27 protein-coding genes are annotated in these 19449 nt (G+C 54.2%); all 27 read right to left on the bottom strand.

Annotated features, from left to right (window positions below; all coding sequences use genetic code 11):
- Positions 1-9: 9 nt before the first annotated feature.
- The 27 genes from secY to rpoC all read right to left on the bottom strand — a co-directional run bounded on the left by secY (position 10) and on the right by rpoC (position 19383).
- A complete protein-coding gene (secY, locus tag SCD_RS03205) occupies positions 10-1341 on the bottom strand; it encodes a preprotein translocase subunit SecY (RefSeq protein ID WP_009206565.1) in 1332 nt (443 codons plus the stop codon).
- A gap of 8 nt (positions 1342-1349) precedes the next feature.
- Complete coding sequence (rplO, locus tag SCD_RS03200) at positions 1350-1790, bottom strand: 50S ribosomal protein L15 (RefSeq protein ID WP_009206566.1); 441 nt, start codon at positions 1788-1790, stop codon at positions 1350-1352.
- Entirely contained in the window at positions 1791-1985 is a 195-nt protein-coding gene (rpmD, locus tag SCD_RS03195) for a 50S ribosomal protein L30 (RefSeq protein ID WP_009206567.1), read from the bottom strand.
- Positions 1986-1988: 3 nt separating this feature from the next.
- Positions 1989-2504, bottom strand: a complete 516-nt coding sequence (gene rpsE, locus SCD_RS03190) for a 30S ribosomal protein S5 (protein WP_009206568.1) — start codon at positions 2502-2504, stop codon at positions 1989-1991.
- A 12-nt stretch (positions 2505-2516) separates the two neighbouring features.
- Positions 2517-2870 carry a 50S ribosomal protein L18 gene (gene rplR, locus SCD_RS03185; RefSeq protein ID WP_009206569.1) on the bottom strand — a complete coding sequence of 118 codons (354 nt, stop codon included), beginning with the start codon at positions 2868-2870 and terminating at the stop codon, positions 2517-2519.
- An 11-nt stretch (positions 2871-2881) separates the two neighbouring features.
- Positions 2882-3415, bottom strand: coding sequence for a 50S ribosomal protein L6 (gene rplF, locus SCD_RS03180; RefSeq protein WP_009206570.1), 534 nt, complete (start codon positions 3413-3415; stop codon positions 2882-2884).
- An 11-nt stretch (positions 3416-3426) separates the two neighbouring features.
- Entirely contained in the window at positions 3427-3822 is a 396-nt protein-coding gene (rpsH, locus tag SCD_RS03175) for a 30S ribosomal protein S8 (RefSeq protein ID WP_009206571.1), read from the bottom strand.
- A 12-nt stretch (positions 3823-3834) separates the two neighbouring features.
- The gene (gene rpsN / locus SCD_RS03170) at positions 3835-4140 is read right to left on the bottom strand and encodes a 30S ribosomal protein S14 (RefSeq protein WP_009206572.1); all 306 of its coding nucleotides are present in this window, start codon (positions 4138-4140) and stop codon (positions 3835-3837) included.
- A gap of 7 nt (positions 4141-4147) precedes the next feature.
- On the bottom strand, positions 4148-4687 hold the full coding sequence (gene rplE, locus SCD_RS03165) for a 50S ribosomal protein L5 (protein WP_009206573.1): 540 nt from the start codon (positions 4685-4687) through the stop codon (positions 4148-4150).
- Between the two features lie 9 nt (positions 4688-4696).
- A complete protein-coding gene (rplX, locus tag SCD_RS03160) occupies positions 4697-5014 on the bottom strand; it encodes a 50S ribosomal protein L24 (RefSeq protein ID WP_009206574.1) in 318 nt (105 codons plus the stop codon).
- Between the two features lie 11 nt (positions 5015-5025).
- The gene (gene rplN, locus SCD_RS03155; protein ID WP_009206575.1) at positions 5026-5394 is read right to left on the bottom strand and encodes a 50S ribosomal protein L14; all 369 of its coding nucleotides are present in this window, start codon (positions 5392-5394) and stop codon (positions 5026-5028) included.
- Positions 5395-5536: 142 nt separating this feature from the next.
- A complete protein-coding gene (gene rpsQ, locus SCD_RS03150) occupies positions 5537-5800 on the bottom strand; it encodes a 30S ribosomal protein S17 (protein ID WP_009206576.1) in 264 nt (87 codons plus the stop codon).
- Positions 5797-5991: a 50S ribosomal protein L29 gene (rpmC, locus tag SCD_RS03145; protein ID WP_009206577.1), complete on the bottom strand. Its 195-nt coding sequence runs from the start codon at positions 5989-5991 to the stop codon at positions 5797-5799. Before rpmC ends, rpsQ begins: the two co-directional genes overlap by 4 nt.
- A gap of 2 nt (positions 5992-5993) precedes the next feature.
- Positions 5994-6410 (bottom strand): 50S ribosomal protein L16, encoded by a 417-nt coding sequence (gene rplP, locus SCD_RS03140; protein WP_009206578.1) that lies wholly within the window; start codon positions 6408-6410, stop codon positions 5994-5996.
- Positions 6394-7104, bottom strand: a complete 711-nt coding sequence (gene rpsC, locus SCD_RS03135; RefSeq protein WP_009206579.1) for a 30S ribosomal protein S3 — start codon at positions 7102-7104, stop codon at positions 6394-6396. The genes rplP and rpsC overlap by 17 nt, the downstream gene beginning before the upstream one ends.
- Before the next feature lie 11 nt (positions 7105-7115).
- Entirely contained in the window at positions 7116-7445 is a 330-nt protein-coding gene (rplV, locus tag SCD_RS03130; protein WP_041673647.1) for a 50S ribosomal protein L22, read from the bottom strand.
- 11 nt (positions 7446-7456) lie between these two features.
- Positions 7457-7732, bottom strand: a complete 276-nt coding sequence (gene rpsS / locus SCD_RS03125) for a 30S ribosomal protein S19 (protein WP_009206581.1) — start codon at positions 7730-7732, stop codon at positions 7457-7459.
- Between the two features lie 5 nt (positions 7733-7737).
- The gene (gene rplB / locus SCD_RS03120) at positions 7738-8571 is read right to left on the bottom strand and encodes a 50S ribosomal protein L2 (RefSeq protein WP_009206582.1); all 834 of its coding nucleotides are present in this window, start codon (positions 8569-8571) and stop codon (positions 7738-7740) included.
- A gap of 10 nt (positions 8572-8581) precedes the next feature.
- The gene (gene rplW, locus SCD_RS03115; RefSeq protein ID WP_009206583.1) at positions 8582-8893 is read right to left on the bottom strand and encodes a 50S ribosomal protein L23; all 312 of its coding nucleotides are present in this window, start codon (positions 8891-8893) and stop codon (positions 8582-8584) included.
- Positions 8890-9510 carry a 50S ribosomal protein L4 gene (rplD, locus tag SCD_RS03110; protein WP_009206584.1) on the bottom strand — a complete coding sequence of 207 codons (621 nt, stop codon included), beginning with the start codon at positions 9508-9510 and terminating at the stop codon, positions 8890-8892. Before rplD ends, rplW begins: the two co-directional genes overlap by 4 nt.
- Entirely contained in the window at positions 9510-10154 is a 645-nt protein-coding gene (gene rplC / locus SCD_RS03105; protein ID WP_009207817.1) for a 50S ribosomal protein L3, read from the bottom strand. The genes rplD and rplC overlap by 1 nt, the downstream gene beginning before the upstream one ends.
- Positions 10155-10345: 191 nt before the next feature.
- Positions 10346-10654, bottom strand: a complete 309-nt coding sequence (gene rpsJ / locus SCD_RS03100) for a 30S ribosomal protein S10 (protein ID WP_009206586.1) — start codon at positions 10652-10654, stop codon at positions 10346-10348.
- Positions 10655-10704: 50 nt separating this feature from the next.
- Positions 10705-11895 (bottom strand): elongation factor Tu, encoded by a 1191-nt coding sequence (gene tuf / locus SCD_RS03095; RefSeq protein ID WP_009206587.1) that lies wholly within the window; start codon positions 11893-11895, stop codon positions 10705-10707.
- 28 nt (positions 11896-11923) lie between these two features.
- Entirely contained in the window at positions 11924-14017 is a 2094-nt protein-coding gene (gene fusA, locus SCD_RS03090; protein WP_009206588.1) for an elongation factor G, read from the bottom strand.
- A 102-nt stretch (positions 14018-14119) separates the two neighbouring features.
- Positions 14120-14590, bottom strand: a complete 471-nt coding sequence (gene rpsG, locus SCD_RS03085; protein ID WP_009206589.1) for a 30S ribosomal protein S7 — start codon at positions 14588-14590, stop codon at positions 14120-14122.
- Between the two features lie 30 nt (positions 14591-14620).
- Complete coding sequence (gene rpsL / locus SCD_RS03080; protein WP_009206590.1) at positions 14621-14998, bottom strand: 30S ribosomal protein S12; 378 nt, start codon at positions 14996-14998, stop codon at positions 14621-14623.
- Positions 14999-15180: 182 nt separating this feature from the next.
- Positions 15181-19383, bottom strand: coding sequence for a DNA-directed RNA polymerase subunit beta' (rpoC, locus tag SCD_RS03075; protein WP_009206591.1), 4203 nt, complete (start codon positions 19381-19383; stop codon positions 15181-15183).
- Positions 19384-19449: the final 66 nt, after the last annotated feature.

Here is a 19449-nt window from a genome sequence, read left to right as displayed (position 1 = left end):
TCAACATGCTTAGCGGCCGGCCATTCCGCCCTTGAAGCTCGCCTTTTTCAGCAAACTCTCGTATTGGTGCGACATCAGATAGGACTGAACCTGAGCCATAAAATCCATTGTCACCACCACGATAATCAACAGTGAGGTGCCACCAAAGTAAAACGGCACATTCCACTTCACAATCAAGAACTCTGGTAGCAAACATACCGTTGTGATGTACACCGCGCCCGACAAGGTCAGCCTGGACATAATCCTGTCGATATAACGTGCCGTCTGATCACCCGGTCGGATGCCCGGCACAAATGCGCCACTTTTTTTCAGGTTATCTGCAGTCTCTTTAGGGTTGAACACCAACGCCGTATAGAAGAAGCAGAAGAACACAATCGCTAGCGAATAAAGCATCACATACAAAGGCTGCCCGGGCGAGAGTGATGAACCGATATCCTTGAGCCAACTCATCCCATCGCTGCTACCAAACCAGCCCGCCAGTGTAGCAGGGAACAGAATTATGCTAGAGGCAAAAATCGGCGGAATCACACCCGACATATTAAGCTTCAACGGCAAATGCGAACTCTGGCCACCATAAATTTTATTTCCCACCTGGCGCTTGGCATAATTCACCAAAATCTTACGCTGCCCGCGTTCAACGAATACGACGAATGCCGTTACTCCTATCGCGACAACAAACAGCATCAGAACCAGCGGTATAGAGAAGGCTCCAGTCCGCGTCAACTCAAGTGTACCGCCAATCGCATGCGGCAAACCAGCCGCAATACCTGCGAAAATAATCAGTGAAATACCGTTGCCAATGCCGCGCTCGGTAATCTGCTCACCCAACCACATAATAAACATCGTTCCGGTTACCAGTGTCGCCACTGCAGTGAGACGGAACAACAATCCGGGCTCGATCACCAAACCAGGCTGGGATTCCAGCGCGATGGAAATACCCAAACCCTGAAACAAAGCCAGAAACACCGTGCCATACCGGGTGTACTGGGTAATTTTCTTGCGCCCGCTTTCGCCTTCCTTCTTCAGCTGTTCAAGCTGAGGCGACACGACCGTCATCAACTGCATGATAATCGAGGCCGAAATATACGGCATGATTCCCAACGCAAAAACGCTGAAGCGAGACAAAGCACCACCCGAGAACATGTTGAACATGCCGAGAATGCCGCCCGACTGAGTCTTGAAGAGCGACTCAAGCGCCATCGGGTCAATCCCGGGTACGGGAATAAAGGTACCGATGCGATAAACAACCAAGGCAGCAAGCACAAAAAGCAAGCGCTTCTTCAGATCGCCAAACTTGCCTGCGCCAGCCGCACTCAGCAACGAATTACCTGCAATAGCCAAAATCTGTCCTATTCCGTGATCTTGCCGCCAGCAGCTTCAATCGCTGCACGTGCACCCTTGGTGACAAGCAGACCCTGCAGTGTCACTGCACGAGTAACTTCACCGGACAGAAAGACTTTTACGCTCAACGCAGAACCCGAAATAATATTGGCTTGCTTCAGCACCAACAGATCAATCGTGTCTACCGGTAGATTGTTGATTTCCGACAAACGCACCTCGGCGGTTTCGCCACGTATCTTGGCCAGGGAAACGAAGCCACGCTTGGGAAGGCGGCGCTGCAAAGGCATTTGACCGCCCTCAAAACCCACCTTGTGGAAGCCACCAGAGCGAGATTTCTGCCCCTTATGACCACGACCGCAAGTTTTTCCACTGCCAGAGCCAATGCCGCGACCAACACGCTTCGCTGCTTTTTTGCTGCCATCAGCAGGTTTGATAGTATTCAGTTGCATTTAGCCCTCGCACTTCACCAGATAGTTAACGGTGTTGATCATGCCACGAACTGATGGCGTATCTTCAACTTCAACCGTATGACCAATGCGCTTCAACCCCAATCCGCGCACACATGCACGGTGAGACTCGATGGTGCCGATTACACTCTTAACCTGAGTAACCTTTACCGTGGTAGATTCTTTTGCCTTTACCATCACTTACCCCATGATCTCTTCGACAGTCTTGCCGCGCTTGGCAGCAATCTCGGACGGCGTATTCATTTGCTTCAAGCCGTTGAGTGTGGCGCGAACAATATTGTACGAGTTGGTCGAGCCGATGCACTTGGCGAGAACGTTATGCACGCCCATCACCTCGAAAATCGCACGCATAGGACCACCGGCGATAATACCAGTACCTTCGGAAGCCGGTTGCATGTAAACCTTGGCAGCGCCATGACGTCCGATTACGGCGTGGTGCAAAGTGCCCTTCTTCAGGTTAACCTTGACCATGTTGCGCCGTGCATCTTCCATTGCTTTTGTAACAGCGACCGGAACTTCACGTGATTTACCCTTGCCCATGCCGACACTGCCATTACCATCGCCAACCACGGTCAACGCTGCGAAGGACATAATCCGGCCGCCCTTGACCACTTTGGTCACACGATTGACGCCAATCATTTTTTCCTGCAGGCCGTCACCGCGATCTTCTTGCTGGTTTTTCTCAAATTTAGCCATCATCAACCCCGCTTAGAATTTAAGACCGTTTTCGCGCGCAGCTTCTGCCAGCGCTTTTACACGACCATGATAGTGGAAGCCTGAGCGGTCAAAAGCTACGGTTTCTACGCCAGCAACTTTTGCTTTTTCAGCGATTCGTTTACCTACCAGAGCGGCCGCATCTTTGTTGCCGCCTTTCGGCAGATCCTTGCGCACTTCAGGTTCGACGGTAGACGCACTAGCCAAAACCACACCGCCACTCGCATCAATGATCTGGGCATAAATATGGCAATTGGTTCTATGTACCAACAAACGCACCACCTTCAGCTCTGCAATTTTGGCACGGGTTTTGCGTGACCGACGCAGACGTGACTGTTTCTTATCCATGACTATTGCCCCTATTTCTTCTTGGTCTCTTTCAGGATCACCACCTCATCGGAGTAACGCACACCCTTGCCCTTGTAAGGCTCTGGACTGCGATACGCACGAATTTCAGCGGCAACCTGACCAACGCGCTGCTTGTCAGCGCCCTTCAAAACGATTTCAGTCTGGGTAGGCGTTGTGACCACGACACCCTCAGGCATTTTGTGGTCAACCGGATGGGAGAACCCCAACGAAAGACCCAGCACATCACCCTTGGCAACCGCGCGGTAACCCACGCCGACCAGGTTCAGCTTACGCTCGAAACCTTTCGACACACCCATAACCATATTCGCAAGCAACGCACGCATGGTGCCTGACATTGCATTCGACTGCATCGAATCGTTAGCCGCTTTGCACTGCAACTGGTCTCCCTCTTTTACTACCGTAACGTCGCCACTTTGGCGCTGCTTCAGTGTGCCGAGCGGACCCTTGACTGTAATTTCATCAGCGTTTAGTGTCACCTCAACGCCGGCCGGCACGATCACCGGATTTTTAGCTATTCTGGACATCGCTTACCTCACTATGCCACTACACACAGCACTTCGCCGCCGATACCGGCTGCACGCGCACTGCGGTCAGTCATCACACCCCTGGAGGTGGAAACAATCGCCACACCCAGACCGTTCATGACTTTAGGAATTTCGCCATTGCCTTTATAAATACGCAGTCCTGGGCGGCTTACGCGATCGATTTTTTCGATCACCGGACGGCCTGCGTAATATTTCAGACGTACTTCCAGCGAAGGCTTGCCGGATTCGTCGCGAACCGCGAAATCATCAACGTAACCTTCTTCCTTCAGCACTTTGGCAATTGCTATCTTGAGCTTGGAGGAAGGCATACTGACGCTAACTTTTGTGGCACTTTGACCATTGCGGATACGCGTCAGCATATCGGCGATCGGATCACTCATACTCATACTATTCTCCCGCTACCAACTGGCTTTAACTACGCCGGGAATTTCACCGCGCATTGCATACTCACGCACTTTGGTACGCGCCATGCCGAACTTTCTGAACACACCACGTGGCCGACCAGTCAGAGCGCAACGGTTACGCAAGCGCACCGGACTGGAGTCGCGAGGCAACTGCTGAAATTTCAGGCGAGCCGCATAGCGATCTTCATCGCTGAGCTTTACATTATTCATCGCCTCAGCCAGTTCTGCACGTTTAGCGGCGTATTTTTTCACCATCTCGCGGCGCTTCAAATCACGATTAATCAAGGATAACTTAGCCATGCCAACCTCAGTTCTTGAAGGGGAATTTAAACGCGGCGAGGAGCGCACGCGCCTCTTCGTCGGTCTTGGCGGTTGTCGTGATAGAGATATTCATGCCACGCAACGCGTCAATTTTGTCGTAATCAATTTCCGGGAAAATGATCTGCTCTTTGATACCCATGTTGTAATTACCACGACCATCAAATGCCTTGCCGGAAATTCCACGGAAGTCGCGAATACGCGGTATCGCTATTGAAACCAAGCGATCCAGGAATTCGTACATCTGAGTGCGACGTAAAGTCACCATGCAGCCAACCGGATAATTATCGCGAATTTTGAAGCCCGCAATCGACTTGCGTGACATCGTTACCACCGGCTTTTGACCAGCGATTTTCTTCATGTCACCGACGGCGTGTTCCATCACTTTTTTGTCTGCAACCGCTTCGCCCACACCCATATTGAGTGTGATCTTTTCGATTTGCGGCACTTCCATTACCGACTTATAGCCAAACTGATCCATCATCTGTTTGACCACTGTATCTTTGTAGTACTGCTGTAAACGAGCCATGTTCATTCCTTACGCGTCCAGCACTTCGCCGTTGGATTTGAAATAGCGGACTTTACGTCCATCCTCCAGCACCTTGATGCCAACCCGGTCAGCTTTTTGAGTAGCAGGGTTAAACAACGCGATATTGGAGATATCAAGCGGCATCTCCTTTTCGACGATGCCACCGGCCACGCCCTTAACTGGGTTCGGCTTCATGTGCTTCTTAACTTTGTTGACACCCTCAACGAGAAGGTGACCTTCGTCCAGCATGCGCAGGACCAGGCCACGCCTGCCCTTGTCTTTGCCGGTGATCACAACGACATCGTCGCCTTTGCGAATTTTACGCATCTCGAATCTCCTTACAGAACTTCTGGAGCCAGCGACACGATCTTCATGAAGCGCTCGGTACGAAGTTCGCGAGTAACCGGTCCGAAGATACGGGTACCGATGGGTTCCAATTTATTATTCAGCAGAACGGCGGCATTGCCGTCGAATTTGATAAGGGAACCATCAGGACGGCGCACACCTTTGGCGGTGCGGACTACAACTGCGTTGTAGACATCACCCTTCTTGACGCGACCGCGTGGTGCGGCATCCTTGATGCTGACCTTGATGACATCGCCGATGGCGGCGTAACGACGCTTGGAGCCGCCCAAAACCTTGATGCACATAACGCGGCGTGCACCAGTGTTATCTGCGACATCCAGCACAGATTGCATTTGTATCATTTATTTCTCCAACTTAATCCGTCCGGGAGCTGCTTACATGCAGCGAACTTCGACGGTCAGTTTTGGCTTCGGCCCGATTATTCGGACCGCTCGCCCAAAAAGAGCGAGATATTAGCGCTTCCCGGAAGGAAACGCAAGCACTTTATACCAAACGGCTCTTCTCAATCAAGGCGGTCACACGAAATGCCTTGGTTTTTGCGATTGGACGGCATTCCTCGATAGTCACCATATCACCTTCATGGTACTCATTCTTCTCATCATGGGCATGGTACTTCTTGGAACGACTAATCACCTTGCCATACAAAGGGTGCTTGACCTTGCGCTCAACCTGCACGGTCACAGTCTTGTCCATCTTGTCGCTGACCACGCGTCCGGTCAGAGTGCGTGAAACTTTATCTTCGCTCATGCTTGTCTCGCCTTTTCACCGATCAGTGTGCGTACACGCGCGATATCCTTGCGTACCTTGCCCAGTTGATCTACTTTGGTACTCTGCTGTGTAGAAATCTGCATACGCAGGCCAAACTGGGCGCGCAACAGTTCCACCATCTCCTTGCTCAACTCTTCAGTTGACTTGGCTCTTAATTCGCTGGCTTTCATTATTAACCACCTAACTGTCTGGTTACGAAAGTAGTCTGGATCGGCAACTTGGCAGCAGCCAGGCGAAACGCCTCGCGCGCCAGTGTTTCTTCCACACCATCCATTTCATAGAGCACTTTACCTGGCTGAATCTCGGCCACATAGTACTCCGGGTTGCCCTTACCGTTACCCATCCGCACTTCAGCAGGTTTCTGGGAAATCGGCTTGTCAGGGAATATCCTGATCCAGATCCGGCCACCACGTTTGATATGACGTGTCATGGCACGACGAGCCGCTTCGATCTGGCGTGCCGTCAGGCGGCCGCGGCCAATTGCCTTCAGGCCGAACTCACCGAAGCTGACCTTGTTACCGCGGGTCGCAATGCCGGTATTGCGGCCTTTATGCTCCTTGCGGAATTTCCTTCTAGCTGGCTGTAGCATGTTTTGCTCCCGACTTTCTTGGTTTGCGTTCCGGCTCGACCGCTGCAACTACGGGTGTTTCACCCTTGCCCGGTGTCTCGCCTTTGTAGACCCAGACTTTGATCCCGATAATACCGTATGTCGTTTGCGCTTCGGCTGTGCCGTAGTCGATATCGGCGCGCAGAGTGTGCAGCGGCACACGGCCTTCGCGATACCATTCGGTACGCGCGATCTCAGCACCATTAAGGCGGCCGGCACTTTGAATTTTGATTCCTTGAGCACCCAAACGCATGGCATTCTGCATCGCACGCTTCATTGCACGACGAAACATGATGCGTTTCTCAAGCTGCTGCGCAATATTTTCAGCGATCAATTGTGAATCGATCTCAGGCTTGCGGATTTCCTCAATATTGAGGTGCACCGGCACACCCATCAATTTCTGCAGTTGTGATTTCAATGCTTCAATATCTTCGCCCTTCTTGCCAATCACAACCCCCGGACGGGCACTGAAGATCGAGATTCTGGCATTACGCGCCGGCCGTTCAATCACGATTTTGCCCACCGAGGCATGCGCCAGCTTCTTCTTCAGGAAATCGCGCACCTTGATGTCATCAGCCAGCATGCCTGCAAAATTCTTGCTGTTTGCGTACCACTTCGACGTCCAGTTCTTGAGCACACCAAGCCGAAAACCGATTGGATTAATCTTCTGTCCCATGTTCTTTCCTCTTAGTTTCCGACAGTGACTGTGATATGACAGGTAGGCTTGAGAATTCTCGCCCCTCGACCTTTCGCACGTGCACGGAAACGCTTCATCGTCGAACCCTCGTCCACTAGTATGGTCGCGACCTTGAGTTCATCAATGTCAGCACCCTCATTATGCTCGGCGTTAGCAATAGCAGACTCCAGCACTTTCTTGATAATCACTGCACCCTTCTTCGGACTAAAGGTCAGGATGTTCAATGCGCGGTCAACGGGCAGTCCGCGAATCTGATCGGCAACCAGTCGGCCTTTTTGCGCCGACAGCCTGGTACCGCGTAATACAGCACTAACTCTCATCATAGCCTCTCTTATCTCTTGGCTTTCTTATCCGCCGCATGCCCTTTGAAGGTACGTGTCAGCGAGAATTCGCCCAGCTTGTGGCCGACCATGTTCTCCGAAATGTACACAGGGAGGTGAATCTTGCCGTTGTGTACAGCGATCGTCAAACCAACAAAATCCGGCATCACCGTGGAGCGGCGTGACCATGTCTTGATCGGGCGCTTGTCATGGGTTGCGCGTGCAGCATCCACCTTGGTGATCAGGTGCGCATCAACAAATGGACCTTTTTTAATAGAACGTGCCATATCTGTTACCTCTTATTCGACGGACGGCGATTCACAATCATGCCGGTTGTACGCTTGTTGCTCCGCGTACGGTAGCCCTTGGTTGGCGTGCCCCACGGACTGACCGGATGACGACCTGCAGCAGTCTTACCTTCGCCGCCACCGTGAGGGTGATCAACGGGGTTCATCGCAACGCCGCGCACTGTCGGGCGAACACCGCGCCAGCGCATCGCGCCGGCTTTACCGATGGAGCGCAGGTTATGCTCGGAATTGCCTACCTCACCAATGGTCGCTTTGCAATCCACATGCACCTTGCGGACTTCGCCAGAGCGCAAACGCACCTGGGCATAAGCACCTTCACGTGCCATCAACTGCACAGCGGCGCCGGCAGAGCGGGCCATCTGAGCGCCCTTGCCGGGCTGCATTTCGATGCAGTGAATGATGGTGCCCACCGGAATGTTACGCAGGGGCAGTGTGTTGCCAGGCTTGATCGGAGAATCAGAACCGCTCACCACTTGCGTACCGACACTCACGCCTTTGGCAGCAATAATATAGCGACGCTCACCGTCGGCGTAACACAACAATGCCAGATGTGCGCTACGGTTTGGATCATATTCCAGACGTTCGACTTTAGCCGGAACACCGTCCTTGTCGCGCTTAAAATCAACTACACGATAGTGCTGCTTGTGTCCACCGCCCTGATGCCGAACGGTAATCCGGCCATGATGGTTACGGCCGGCATTGCGCGACTGACTTTCCAGTAATGGTGCGTGGGGTTTACCCTTGTGCAGCTCCGGCGTGACGATTTTTACTACAGCGCGCCGGCCCGCAGATGTCGGTTTTACTTTGATAATTGCCATCGTTGCTCTCCTACTCGCCAGCTGCGAAATTGATTTCTTGGCCAGGCTTCAGGGCGACGTATGCCTTCTTCCAGTCCTTGCGACGACCTGAAATTTTACCAAACCGCTTAACCTTGCCCTTGACGTTCACCACTTGGACACTGTCCACTTCAACCTTGAACAGTAACTCCACTGCAGCCTTGATTTCCGGCTTGGTGGCGTTCGTCACCACACGGAAAGCCACTTGCTCATACTTGTCCGCAATCATGGTGCTCTTCTCGGAGATCTGGGGAGCCAGAATAACCTGCATCAGGCGTTCCTGATTAAATGTGGGCGCGTTCATGCGTACATCTCCTCAAATTTCTTCACCGCACTGCGGGTCATCAGCACGTTCGGGTAGTGCACCATGCTCACCGGGTCAGCGCGATGCGCCTCCAGCACCAGCACATGCGGCAAATTCCGGGCCGACAGGTAGAGATTCTCATCCATCTCATCGGTAATGATCAGCACCTTGTCCATCCCCATGCTCTTGATCTTTTGTGCCAAGGCCTTGGTCTTCGGCGTTTCGACGGAGAAGCTCTCAATCACCGAGAGCCGACCCAGTCTCGCCAACTCGGAGAGAATCGAACTAATGCCGGCTCGAAACATCTTCTTGTTGACCTTCTGGCTGAAGTTTTCATCAGGACGATTTGGGAAAATCTGACCGCCGCCACGCCACAGAGGACTGGATGCCATACCGGCACGAGCACGACCGGTACCCTTTTGACGCCATGGTTTTTTGGTACTGTGGGCGACTTCACTGCGGTCTTTTTGTGCACGGTTACCGCTACGGGCATTAGCCATGTAGGCGGTTACAACCTGGTGCACCAGCGCTTCATTGAATTCTCGGCCGAACAAATTATCCGAAGCAGTTACGCTGGCGGTAGATTGTCCTTGGTCATTGATTAGTTTCAATTCCATTATGCACCTGCCTTTACGCTCGGGCGCACAATCAGATCGCCACCCTTGGAGCCGGGAATAGCACCTTTGATCAGGAGCAATTGGCGATCGGCATCGATACGGACGATTTCGAGGTTTTGCGTAGTACGCTTCACAGCGCCGTAGTGGCCTGCCATCCTCTTGCCGGGGAACACACGACCGGGATCCTGATTCTGGCCAATCGAGCCTGCACTATTATGGGAACGTGAGTTACCGTGAGTGGCGCGGTTTGAGCTGAAGTGGTGACGCTTGATCGCGCCAGTAAAACCTTTACCTTGTGTGGTACCGGTTACGTCCACCATTTGTCCGACCTGGAACAGGTCAATACTAACGGCGCCGCCCAAATTCATTTTGGCAGCATCTTCGCCAGATACCGTGAACTCTCTGAGAACACGGCCAGCATCAACACCAGCTTTGGCAAAATGTCCAGCCAGTGGCTGAGTAACACGACTCTTACGGCGCGTACCAAAAGCCACTTGAACAGCAGTATAGCCGTCTGTTGCGGGGGTTTTAATCTGGGTCACACGATTGTTGGACACGTCCACAACGGTCACCGGCACGGAAGTTCCGTCCTCAGTAAACACGCGGGTCATGCCAATCTTGCGACCGACAAGTCCTAAGCTCATCACAATTATCCTTCTTACAAGGCCGGTTACGATTGACCGGCGGTTTTAACAGCTAGCGATCCCTCATGCGCTCTAGCGCATTGAAAGTCAGTTTACCATTTGGTGCAAAAGGCACGCTTGAAAAAACGGTAAAGTATACACAGTTTTCCCCAACGTATCAATTCTGCCTGCTCTACTACTAATTAAACAAATTACAGCTTGATTTCCACATCCACGCCAGCAGGCAAATCCAGCTTCATCAATGCATCTACAGTCTTATCAGTAGGATCGATGATGTCCATCAGTCGCAGGTGAGTACGAATCTCCAGCTGGTCACGCGAGGTCTTGTTGACGTGTGGTGAACGCAGAATATCGAAACGCTCAATACGGGTAGGTAAAGGAACCGGGCCCTTAACGACAGCACCCGTGCGTTTTGCCGTTTCCACGATCTCCAGCGCGGACTGATCGATCAAACGATAATCAAACGCCTTGAGGCGGATACGAATTTTTTGACTTTGCATTATTTATCCAAAAGAGCGATGTAGCGGACCAAGGTCCGCCACGTGTTTAATTACTCGATAACCTTAGCTACGACACCAGCACCCACGGTACGGCCACCTTCGCGAATCGCGAAACGCAGACCTTCTTCCATCGCGATCGGCTGTATCAGTGCGACTGTGATCGAGATGTTGTCGCCAGGCATCACCATTTCCGTGCCGGCCGGCAGTTCAATCGCACCGGTGACGTCGGTGGTGCGGAAGTAGAACTGGGGACGGTAGCCCTGGAAGAACGGGGTGTGACGACCCCCCTCGTCTTTGCTCAGGACGTAGATCTCGGCAGTAAACTTGGTGTGCGGGGTGATCGAGCCGGGCTTGGCCAGCACTTGGCCACGCTCGACGTCTTCACGCTTGGTGCCGCGCAGCAGTACGCCGACGTTGTCACCGGCCTGACCTTGATCCAGCAGTTTGCGGAACATTTCTACGCCGGTGCAGGTGGTCTTGATGGTGGGCTTGATGCCGATAATTTCAACCTCTTCGCCAACCTTAACGATGCCGCGCTCGATACGTCCGGTGACGACGGTGCCGCGTCCGGAGATGGAGAATACGTCTTCCACCGGCATCAGGAAGGCGCCGTCGATGGCGCGCTCTGGCTGGGGAATGTAGGTGTCGAGGGCTTCGGCCAGCTTGAAGATGCTGGGCTCGCCGATGTCGCTCTGGTCGCCTTCGAGGGCTTTCAGGGCGGAACCGATGATGATCGGGGTGTCGTCGCCGGGGAAGTCGTATTTGGAGAGCAGTTCGCGCACTTCCATTTCGACCAGTTCCAGCAACTCAGGATCATCCACCATGTCGGCTTTGTTCATGTAGACGATGATGTAGGGTACGCCGACCTGACGAGCCAGCAGGATGTGCTCGCGAGTCTGGGGCATCGGACCGTCTGCGGCGGACACGACGAGGACGGCGCCATCCATCTGGGCGGCTCCGGTAATCATGTTCTTGACGTAGTCGGCGTGACCCGGGCAGTCAACGTGGGCGTAGTGACGATTCGCGGTTTCGTATTCGACGTGCGCGGTGTTGATGGTGATACCCCGTGCCTTCTCTTCCGGCGCGCTGTCAATCTGGTCATAGCCTTTGGCTTCGCCGCCAAACTTCTTCGACAGGATCGTGGTGATCGCCGCGGTCAGCGTTGTCTTGCCGTGGTCAACGTGACCAATCGTACCTACGTTTACGTGCGGTTTCGTCCGCTCAAATTTGCCTTTTGCCATGATGACTTCCCTTTATCTCAAAGAACGATTATTTCTTGTTAATAATTGCTTCGGCGACATTTTTCGGCGCCTCCGCATAATGCTTGAATTCCATGGTGTACGTTGCACGACCCTGGGTCAGTGAGCGCAGTGTAGTGGAGTAGCCGAACATTTCAGCTAAAGGCACTTCGGCCTTGATTGATTTTCCGCCACCCACCATGTCATCCATACCCTGGATCATGCCGCGACGGGAAGACAAATCGCCCATCACGTCGCCCATTTTCTCTTCCGGCATCTCGACTTCCACCGCCATCATCGGCTCAAGCAGTACCGGGCTGGCTTTGCGCATGCCGTCCTTGAAAGCCATCGAAGCCGCCATCTTGAACGCGTTTTCGTTGGAATCGACATCATGGTAGGAACCGTCGAACAAGGTCACTTTTACGTCCACCACCGGGAATCCGGCGAGCACGCCGTTCGGCAGGGTTTCGCGTAAACCCTTTTCTACTGCGGGAATATATTCGCGCGGCACAGTACCACCCTTGACGGCATCGATGAATTCAAAGCCTTTACCGGCTTCGTTCGGGCCCATCTTGATCCAGACGTGGCCATACTGACCACGGCCACCGGACTGCTTGACGAACTTGCCTTCGACTTCGACTTCTTTCCTGATCGCCTCGCGGTAAGCCACTTGCGGCGCACCCACGTTGGCCTCGACACCGAATTCACGGCGCATACGGTCAACCAGAATTTCCAGATGCAACTCACCCATGCCGGAAATAATGGTTTGATTGGTTTCCTCGTCAGTGCGCACACGGAACGAAGGATCCTCCTGCGCCAGACGATTCAGGGCCAGGCCCATTTTTTCCTGGTCTACCTTGGTCTTGGGCTCTACGGCAACGTGAATCACCGGCTCGGGGAATATCATACGCTCAAGTATGATCGTTTTATTCAGGTCGCACAGCGTATCGCCCGTGGTCGCTTCCTTCAGACCCACTGCAGCGGCGATATCTCCCGCGTACACTTCCTTCAGTTCTTCGCGCTGGTTAGCGTGCATTTGCAGAATCCGGCCGATGCGCTCTTTCTTCCCCTTGATCGGGTTATAAATGGTGTCGCCGGTCTTTACCATGCCGGAATAGACGCGGAAGAAAATCAGCTGACCGACAAAAGGATCGGTCATGATCTTGAACGCCAGACCAGCAAATGGCTCATCGTCGCTCGCCTTGCGGCTACCGATCTCGCCATTTTCCAGTTCGCCTTGCACCGGTTTGATATCAGTCGGTGCCGGCATGTAGTCGATCACGGCATCCAGCATCGCCTGCACGCCCTTGTTCTTGAATGCAGAACCGCACAACATCGGAACGATTTCACCACCAATAGTACGTTGACGCAGGCCGCGCTTGATTTCGGCTTCCGACAAATCACCCTCTTCGAGGTATTTGTTCATCAACTCTTCAGACGCCTCGGCAGCGCTCTCCACCATCTTCTCACGCCATTCTGTGGCAACTGCCAGCAGGTCGGCCGGAATATCGCGCAGGTCGAATTTCATGCCCTGGGAAGCTTCGTCCCAGTAAATCGCCTTCATGCGAACCAAGTCGACTACGCCCTCGAATTTGTCTTCAGCCCCGATTGGCACCTGTAATGGCACCGGATTAGCCTTAAGACGGCTCTTCATCTGGTCGTAAACTTTGAAAAAGTTAGCGCCGGAACGGTCCATCTTGTTAACGAAGGCCAGACGCGGCACGCCGTACTTGTTGGCCTGACGCCACACAGTCTCAGACTGAGGCTGCACACCACCCACCGCGCAATACACCATGCAGGCGCCGTCAAGCACACGCATCGAACGCTCAACTTCAATAGTGAAGTCGACGTGGCCCGGAGTGTCGATAATATTGATGCGATGCTCGGGGTAATTGTTGTCCATCCCCTTCCAGAAACAGGTCGTCGCTGCAGAAGTAATCGTAATCCCGCGCTCCTGCTCCTGCTCCATCCAGTCCATGGTGGCGGCGCCATCATGGACTTCACCGATCTTGTGCGATACTCCGGTGTAAAACAGCACACGCTCGGTTGCGGTGGTCTTGCCGGCGTCAATATGCGCGCTAATGCCGATGTTGCGATATCGTTCAATGGGTGTTTTGCGTGCCACAGTTAAAACCTTTACTAAAACCTTCAACCACAAAGTTCACAAAGAACAAAAAAGAAAGCGGTCAGCCTAAGCCCCGCCGTCTCCTTACTCTCTGTAGCTAAATTAGAATCTGTAATGTGCGAATGCCTTGTTGGCTTCGGCCATACGGTGAATTTCATCCCGCTTTTTCATTGCGGAACCGCGGCCTTCGGCTGCGTCCAGCAACTCGCCAGCCAGCCTGAAGCCCATCGACTTCTCACCACGCTTGCGCGCCGCATCTTTGATCCAGCGCATCGCCAGCGCAGTGCGGCGGACCGGGCGAACTTCAACTGGAACCTGGTAGTTGGCACCACCGACCCGGCGGCTCTTTACTTCGACGGAAGGACGCACATTTCCCAGGGCTTGAGTAAATACCTCAAGCGGGTTCTTGCCGCTTTTCTTCTCAATCTGTTCCAAAGCGCCGTAAATAATCCGCTCGGCAACAGCCTTTTTACCAGCCGTCATCAGCACATTTACGAACTTGGAAATTTCTGCACTACCGAATTTCGGATCAGGCAGGACTTCACGCTTGGGAACTTCTCTACGTCTTGGCATAATTACCTCGGGTCAATCTTTAAATTAATTTTAAGCCGCCTTCGGGCGCTTGGTGCCGTACTTGGAGCGACTCTGTTTACGATCTTTAACGCCAGCAGTATCCAAGCTGCCGCGCACGGTATGGTAACGAACACCAGGCAAGTCTTTGACACGACCGCCGCGGATCAGCACCACCGAGTGCTCCTGCAGGTTATGGCCTTCACCGCCAATGTAGCTGGACACCTCGAAGCCGTTGGTGAGGCGCACACGAGCCACTTTACGCAACGCCGAGTTCGGCTTTTTTGGCGTCGTGGTATAGACGCGGGTACACACGCCGCGCTTTTGCGGGCTGCTTTCCAGCGCAGGCACTTTGCTCTTGGCAGGCTTGGGCTCGCGCGGTTTACGCACTAACTGGTTAATCGTTGGCATTGATAATCCATTCCTAAAAAAATAACGGGGACGACAAACGTTGCCGTCCCGAATATATGCACAGCGCTCTTAAGGAATCCGGCGCAGGAATTTAGCCACTGCTAAAAAGACTGTGGATTCTATTTTCTCCCTGACCAAATGTCAAGCTCCCCATGCGGTTATTTCATCGCATGGGGGATACCTCAGGCCGAAAGCTCGCTGCCTTCCGGGGCTGCTGGCGACTCTTCTATTACCTCCGTAGCCATCACCAAACCTTCACCCGACTTCTGTCTGCGGCGAGCAGTGTGGAATGCAAGACCCGTACCCGCTGGGATCAGGCGGCCAACGATGACATTCTCCTTCAGGCCACGCAGTTCGTCCCGTTTGCCCATGATCGCCGCCTCAGTCAGCACTCGCGTCGTTTCCTGGAAGGAAGCTGCGGAGATGAACGAATCAGTGGACAGCGACGCCTTGGTGATACCCAGCAACATGTAATCGTAAACAGCCGGCTCTTTCCCCTCGACCACCATTTTCTCGTTTTCACCCAACACGTCGGCACGTTCCACCTGCTCGCCCTGGATGAAGCGGGTCTCACCTGGGTCCACCACGGTCACACGGCGCAACATCTGGCGCACGATCACCTCGATGTGCTTGTCGTTGATCTTCACACCCTGGAGGCGGTACACGTCCTGCACTTCATCGGTAATGTAGCGTGCCAGCGCCTCGACCCCCCTCAAGCGCAGAATGTCATGCGGATCAGCCGGGCCGTCGACGATGCTCTCTCCCTTGTTGACCACCTGACCGTCGTGAGCGGTGACGTGCTTGTCCTTCGTAATCAGGTATTCATGGGCAACGCCGTCCAGGTCGGTAATCACCAGACGCTGCTTGCCCTTGGTGTCCTTGCCGAACGACACGATACCGGTGACTTCGGCCAGCAAGCCGGCATCCTTCGGCGAACGCGCCTCGAACAGTTCAGCCACGCGCGGTAGACCCCCGGTAATGTCACGGGTCTTGGAGGTTTCCTGCGGGATCCGCGCCAGCACATCGCCGACGTTGACCTGCTGACCGTCCTTCACCGTAATGATCGAACCGAGCTGGAAGGTAATGTTAACCGGCAGTTCGGTGCCGGCGATCTTGATTTCCTGACCACTGCCATCAAGCAACTTAACCTGTGGACGCAACCCCTTGAACTGGGTCGTGCCACGGCGCTTTGGATCGATAACCACCAAAGAGGACAAGCCAGTCACATCGTCGAGCTGCTTGGCTACGGTGACGCCTTCTTCAACGTTGTCGAAGCGTGCCGTACCCGCGTATTCGGTAATGATCGGACGAGTATGCGGATCCCAGGTCGCCAGCACCTGGCCGGCTTTGGCAACAGAGCCATCCGAGGCCAGCAAGGTAGAGCCATAAGGAATCTTCTGACGCTCGCGCTCGCGGCCATTGTCGTCGGTAATGATCACTTCGCCACTGCGTGAAATCACGATCTGTTCGTTCTTGGCGTTGGTCACGTAGCGCATGCCGGAGGCAAAGCGCGCTACACCGTTGGATTTGATTTCGACCGAGCTTGCTGCCGCCGCACGGGATGCCGCACCGCCGATGTGGAAGGTACGCATGGTGAGCTGTGTACCCGGCTCACCAATGGACTGCGCCGCAATCACGCCGACCGCCTCGCCCACGTTCACCTCGTAGCCGCGCCCGAGATCGCGGCCGTAGCACTTGGCACACAAACCGTAGCGCGTTTCGCAGGTCAGTGGAGTGCGCACTTTGACTTCGTCGATACCCAGTTGCTCGATCGCCTCCACTGCATCTTCGTCCAGCAAAGTCCCGGCCTCGTAAACGGTCTCGCTGGTCTCCGGGTTAACCACATCAACTGCAGTGGTGCGACCGAGGATGCGCTCGCGCAATGGCTCGACCACTTCACCGCCTTCGACCAGCGCCTTCAGCGCCATACCTTCGGCAGTGCCGCAATCGTTCTCGGTGACCACCAGATCCTGGGTCACATCCACCAGACGGCGGGTGAGGTAACCGGAGTTCGCAGTCTTCAGCGCGGTGTCAGCCAAACCTTTACGTGCACCGTGAGTAGAGATGAAGTACTGCAGAACATTCAAACCTTCGCGGAAATTTGCAGTAATCGGGGTCTCGATGATCGAGCCGTCAGGCTTGGCCATCAGGCCCCGCATGCCGGCCAACTGACGAATCTGCGCTGCGGAGCCGCGGGCGCCGGAATCGGCCATCATATAAATCGAGTTGAATGACTCCTGGGAGACCGTCTTGCCATCCCGGTCGACGACCGGCTCGGTGCCGAGCTGGTTCATCATGGCCTTGGCCACCTGGTCACCGCAACGGCCCCAGATATCCACAACCTTGTTGTAGCGCTCACCTTGAGTCACCAGACCGGAGGTGTACTGCGCCTCGATTTCCTTGACCTCTTTCTCGGAAGCGCCGATCAGTTGTTCCTTCTCTGTCGGGACCAGCATGTCGTCGACACAGATCGAGATGCCGGCACGAGCCGCGTAAGCGAAACCCGTATACATCAGCTTGTCGGCGAAAATCACGGTTTCGCGCAATCCGCAACGGCGGAAGCTGGCGTTGATCAGCTTGGAAATTTCTTTCTTCTTCAGCGCTTTGTTGATCAGCGGGAACGGCAATCCGACAGGCAGTATCTCGGACAGCAAAGCCCGGCCGACCGTAGTCTCGTAACGCGTAATTTTTTCGCGCTTGTTGCCTTCCTCGTCCAGCTCGTATTCCTTGATGCGCGCGGTGACCTTGGCATGCAATTCGACCTGACGCGACTCATAGGCACGCGAGATCTCGCTGATCGTGCCGAACAGCGTACCTTCGCCCTTGGCATTGATCTTTTCGCGGGTCATGTAATACAGACCCAGCACGATATCCTGCGACGGCACGATGATCGGCTCGCCGTTGGCGGGAGACAACACGTTATTGGAAGCCAGCATCAAGGTGCGCGCCTCGATTTGCGCTTCCAGCGACAGCGGCACGTGAACGGCCATCTGGTCACCGTCGAAGTCGGCGTTGAACGCCGCACAAACCAGCGGATGCAACTGGATTGCCTTGCCCTCGATCAGCACCGGCTCGAACGCCTGGATACCGAGGCGATGCAGAGTCGGAGCACGATTCAGCATCACCGGATGCTCGCGGATTACGTCTTCCAGAATGTCCCAGACTTCCGGAATTTCGTCTTCCACCATGCGCTTGGCAGCCTTGATGGTCGTAGCCAGACCCAGCACTTCCAGCTTGTGGAAAATGAAGGGCTTGAACAATTCCAGAGCCATTTTCTTGGGCAGGCCGCACTGATGCAATTTCAGCTGCGGGCCCACCACGATCACGGAACGGCCGGAGTAGTCGACGCGCTTGCCCAGCAAGTTTTGACGGAAGCGGCCACCCTTGCCCTTGATCATGTCGGCAAGCGATTTCAATGGGCGCTTGTTGGCGCCGGTCATGGCTTTGCCACGACGACCGTTGTCGAGCAGGGAATCCACGGACTCCTGCAGCATCCGCTTTTCGTTGCGAACGATAATTTCCGGTGCTTTCAGCTCCAGCAAACGCTTCAGACGGTTGTTGCGGTTGATCACGCGACGGTACAAATCGTTCAGGTCGGAGGTCGCAAAACGGCCGCCATCCAGCGGCACCAGCGGACGCAGTTCCGGCGGCAGCACCGGCAATACTTCCAGGATCATCCACTCCGGCTTGATGCCGGATTTCTGGAACGCCTCCAGCACCTTGAGGCGCTTGGCGAGTTTCTTGATCTTGGTTTCGGAACCGGTTTCCGACAAATCCTTGCGGAGTTTTTCGACCTCAACTTCGATGTTGAGGGTGCGCAACAGCTCGCGTACACCTTCTGCACCCATACAGGCGTGGAATTCGTCGCCGAATTCTTCAACCTTGGTCAGGTAGTCGTCCTCGGTCAGCAATTGGGCGCGATTAAGCGGCGTCATGCCCGGATTGGTCACTACGTAAGCTTCAAAGTACAGCACCCGCTCGATATCGCGCAACGGTACGTCCAGCACCATGCCGAGCCGTGATGGCAGCGACTTGAGAAACCAGATGTGTGCAACCGGGGAGGCCAGCTCGATGTGGGCCATACGCTCACGGCGAACTTTGGACTGGGTGACTTCAACGCCGCATTTCTCGCAGATTACACCACGATGCTTGAGACGCTTGTACTTGCCGCAAAGACATTCATAGTCCTTGATCGGTCCGAAAATCTTGGCGCAGAATAGGCCATCGCGCTCAGGTTTGAAGGTGCGATAGTTGATGGTCTCCGGCTTCTTTACTTCACCGTAGGACCAGGAACGGATTTTCTCCGGAGAAGCCAGTGCGATCTTGATCGCTTCGAACTCTTCTTCCTGAGTAACCTGTTTAAATAAATCGAGCAGTGCTTTCATGTAACCTCCGTGAGGCGTGAGGGGTGAGGCGTGAGGAGTAATGGCGTGGTATTACGCTTACCCCTC

It is taken from the genome of Sulfuricella denitrificans skB26 (assembly GCF_000297055.2).
Classification (GTDB): Bacteria; Pseudomonadota; Gammaproteobacteria; order Burkholderiales; family Sulfuricellaceae; genus Sulfuricella; species Sulfuricella denitrificans.
Note: the sequence above shows the minus strand (reverse complement) of the source record. Positions and strands in the feature narration are given on the sequence as shown.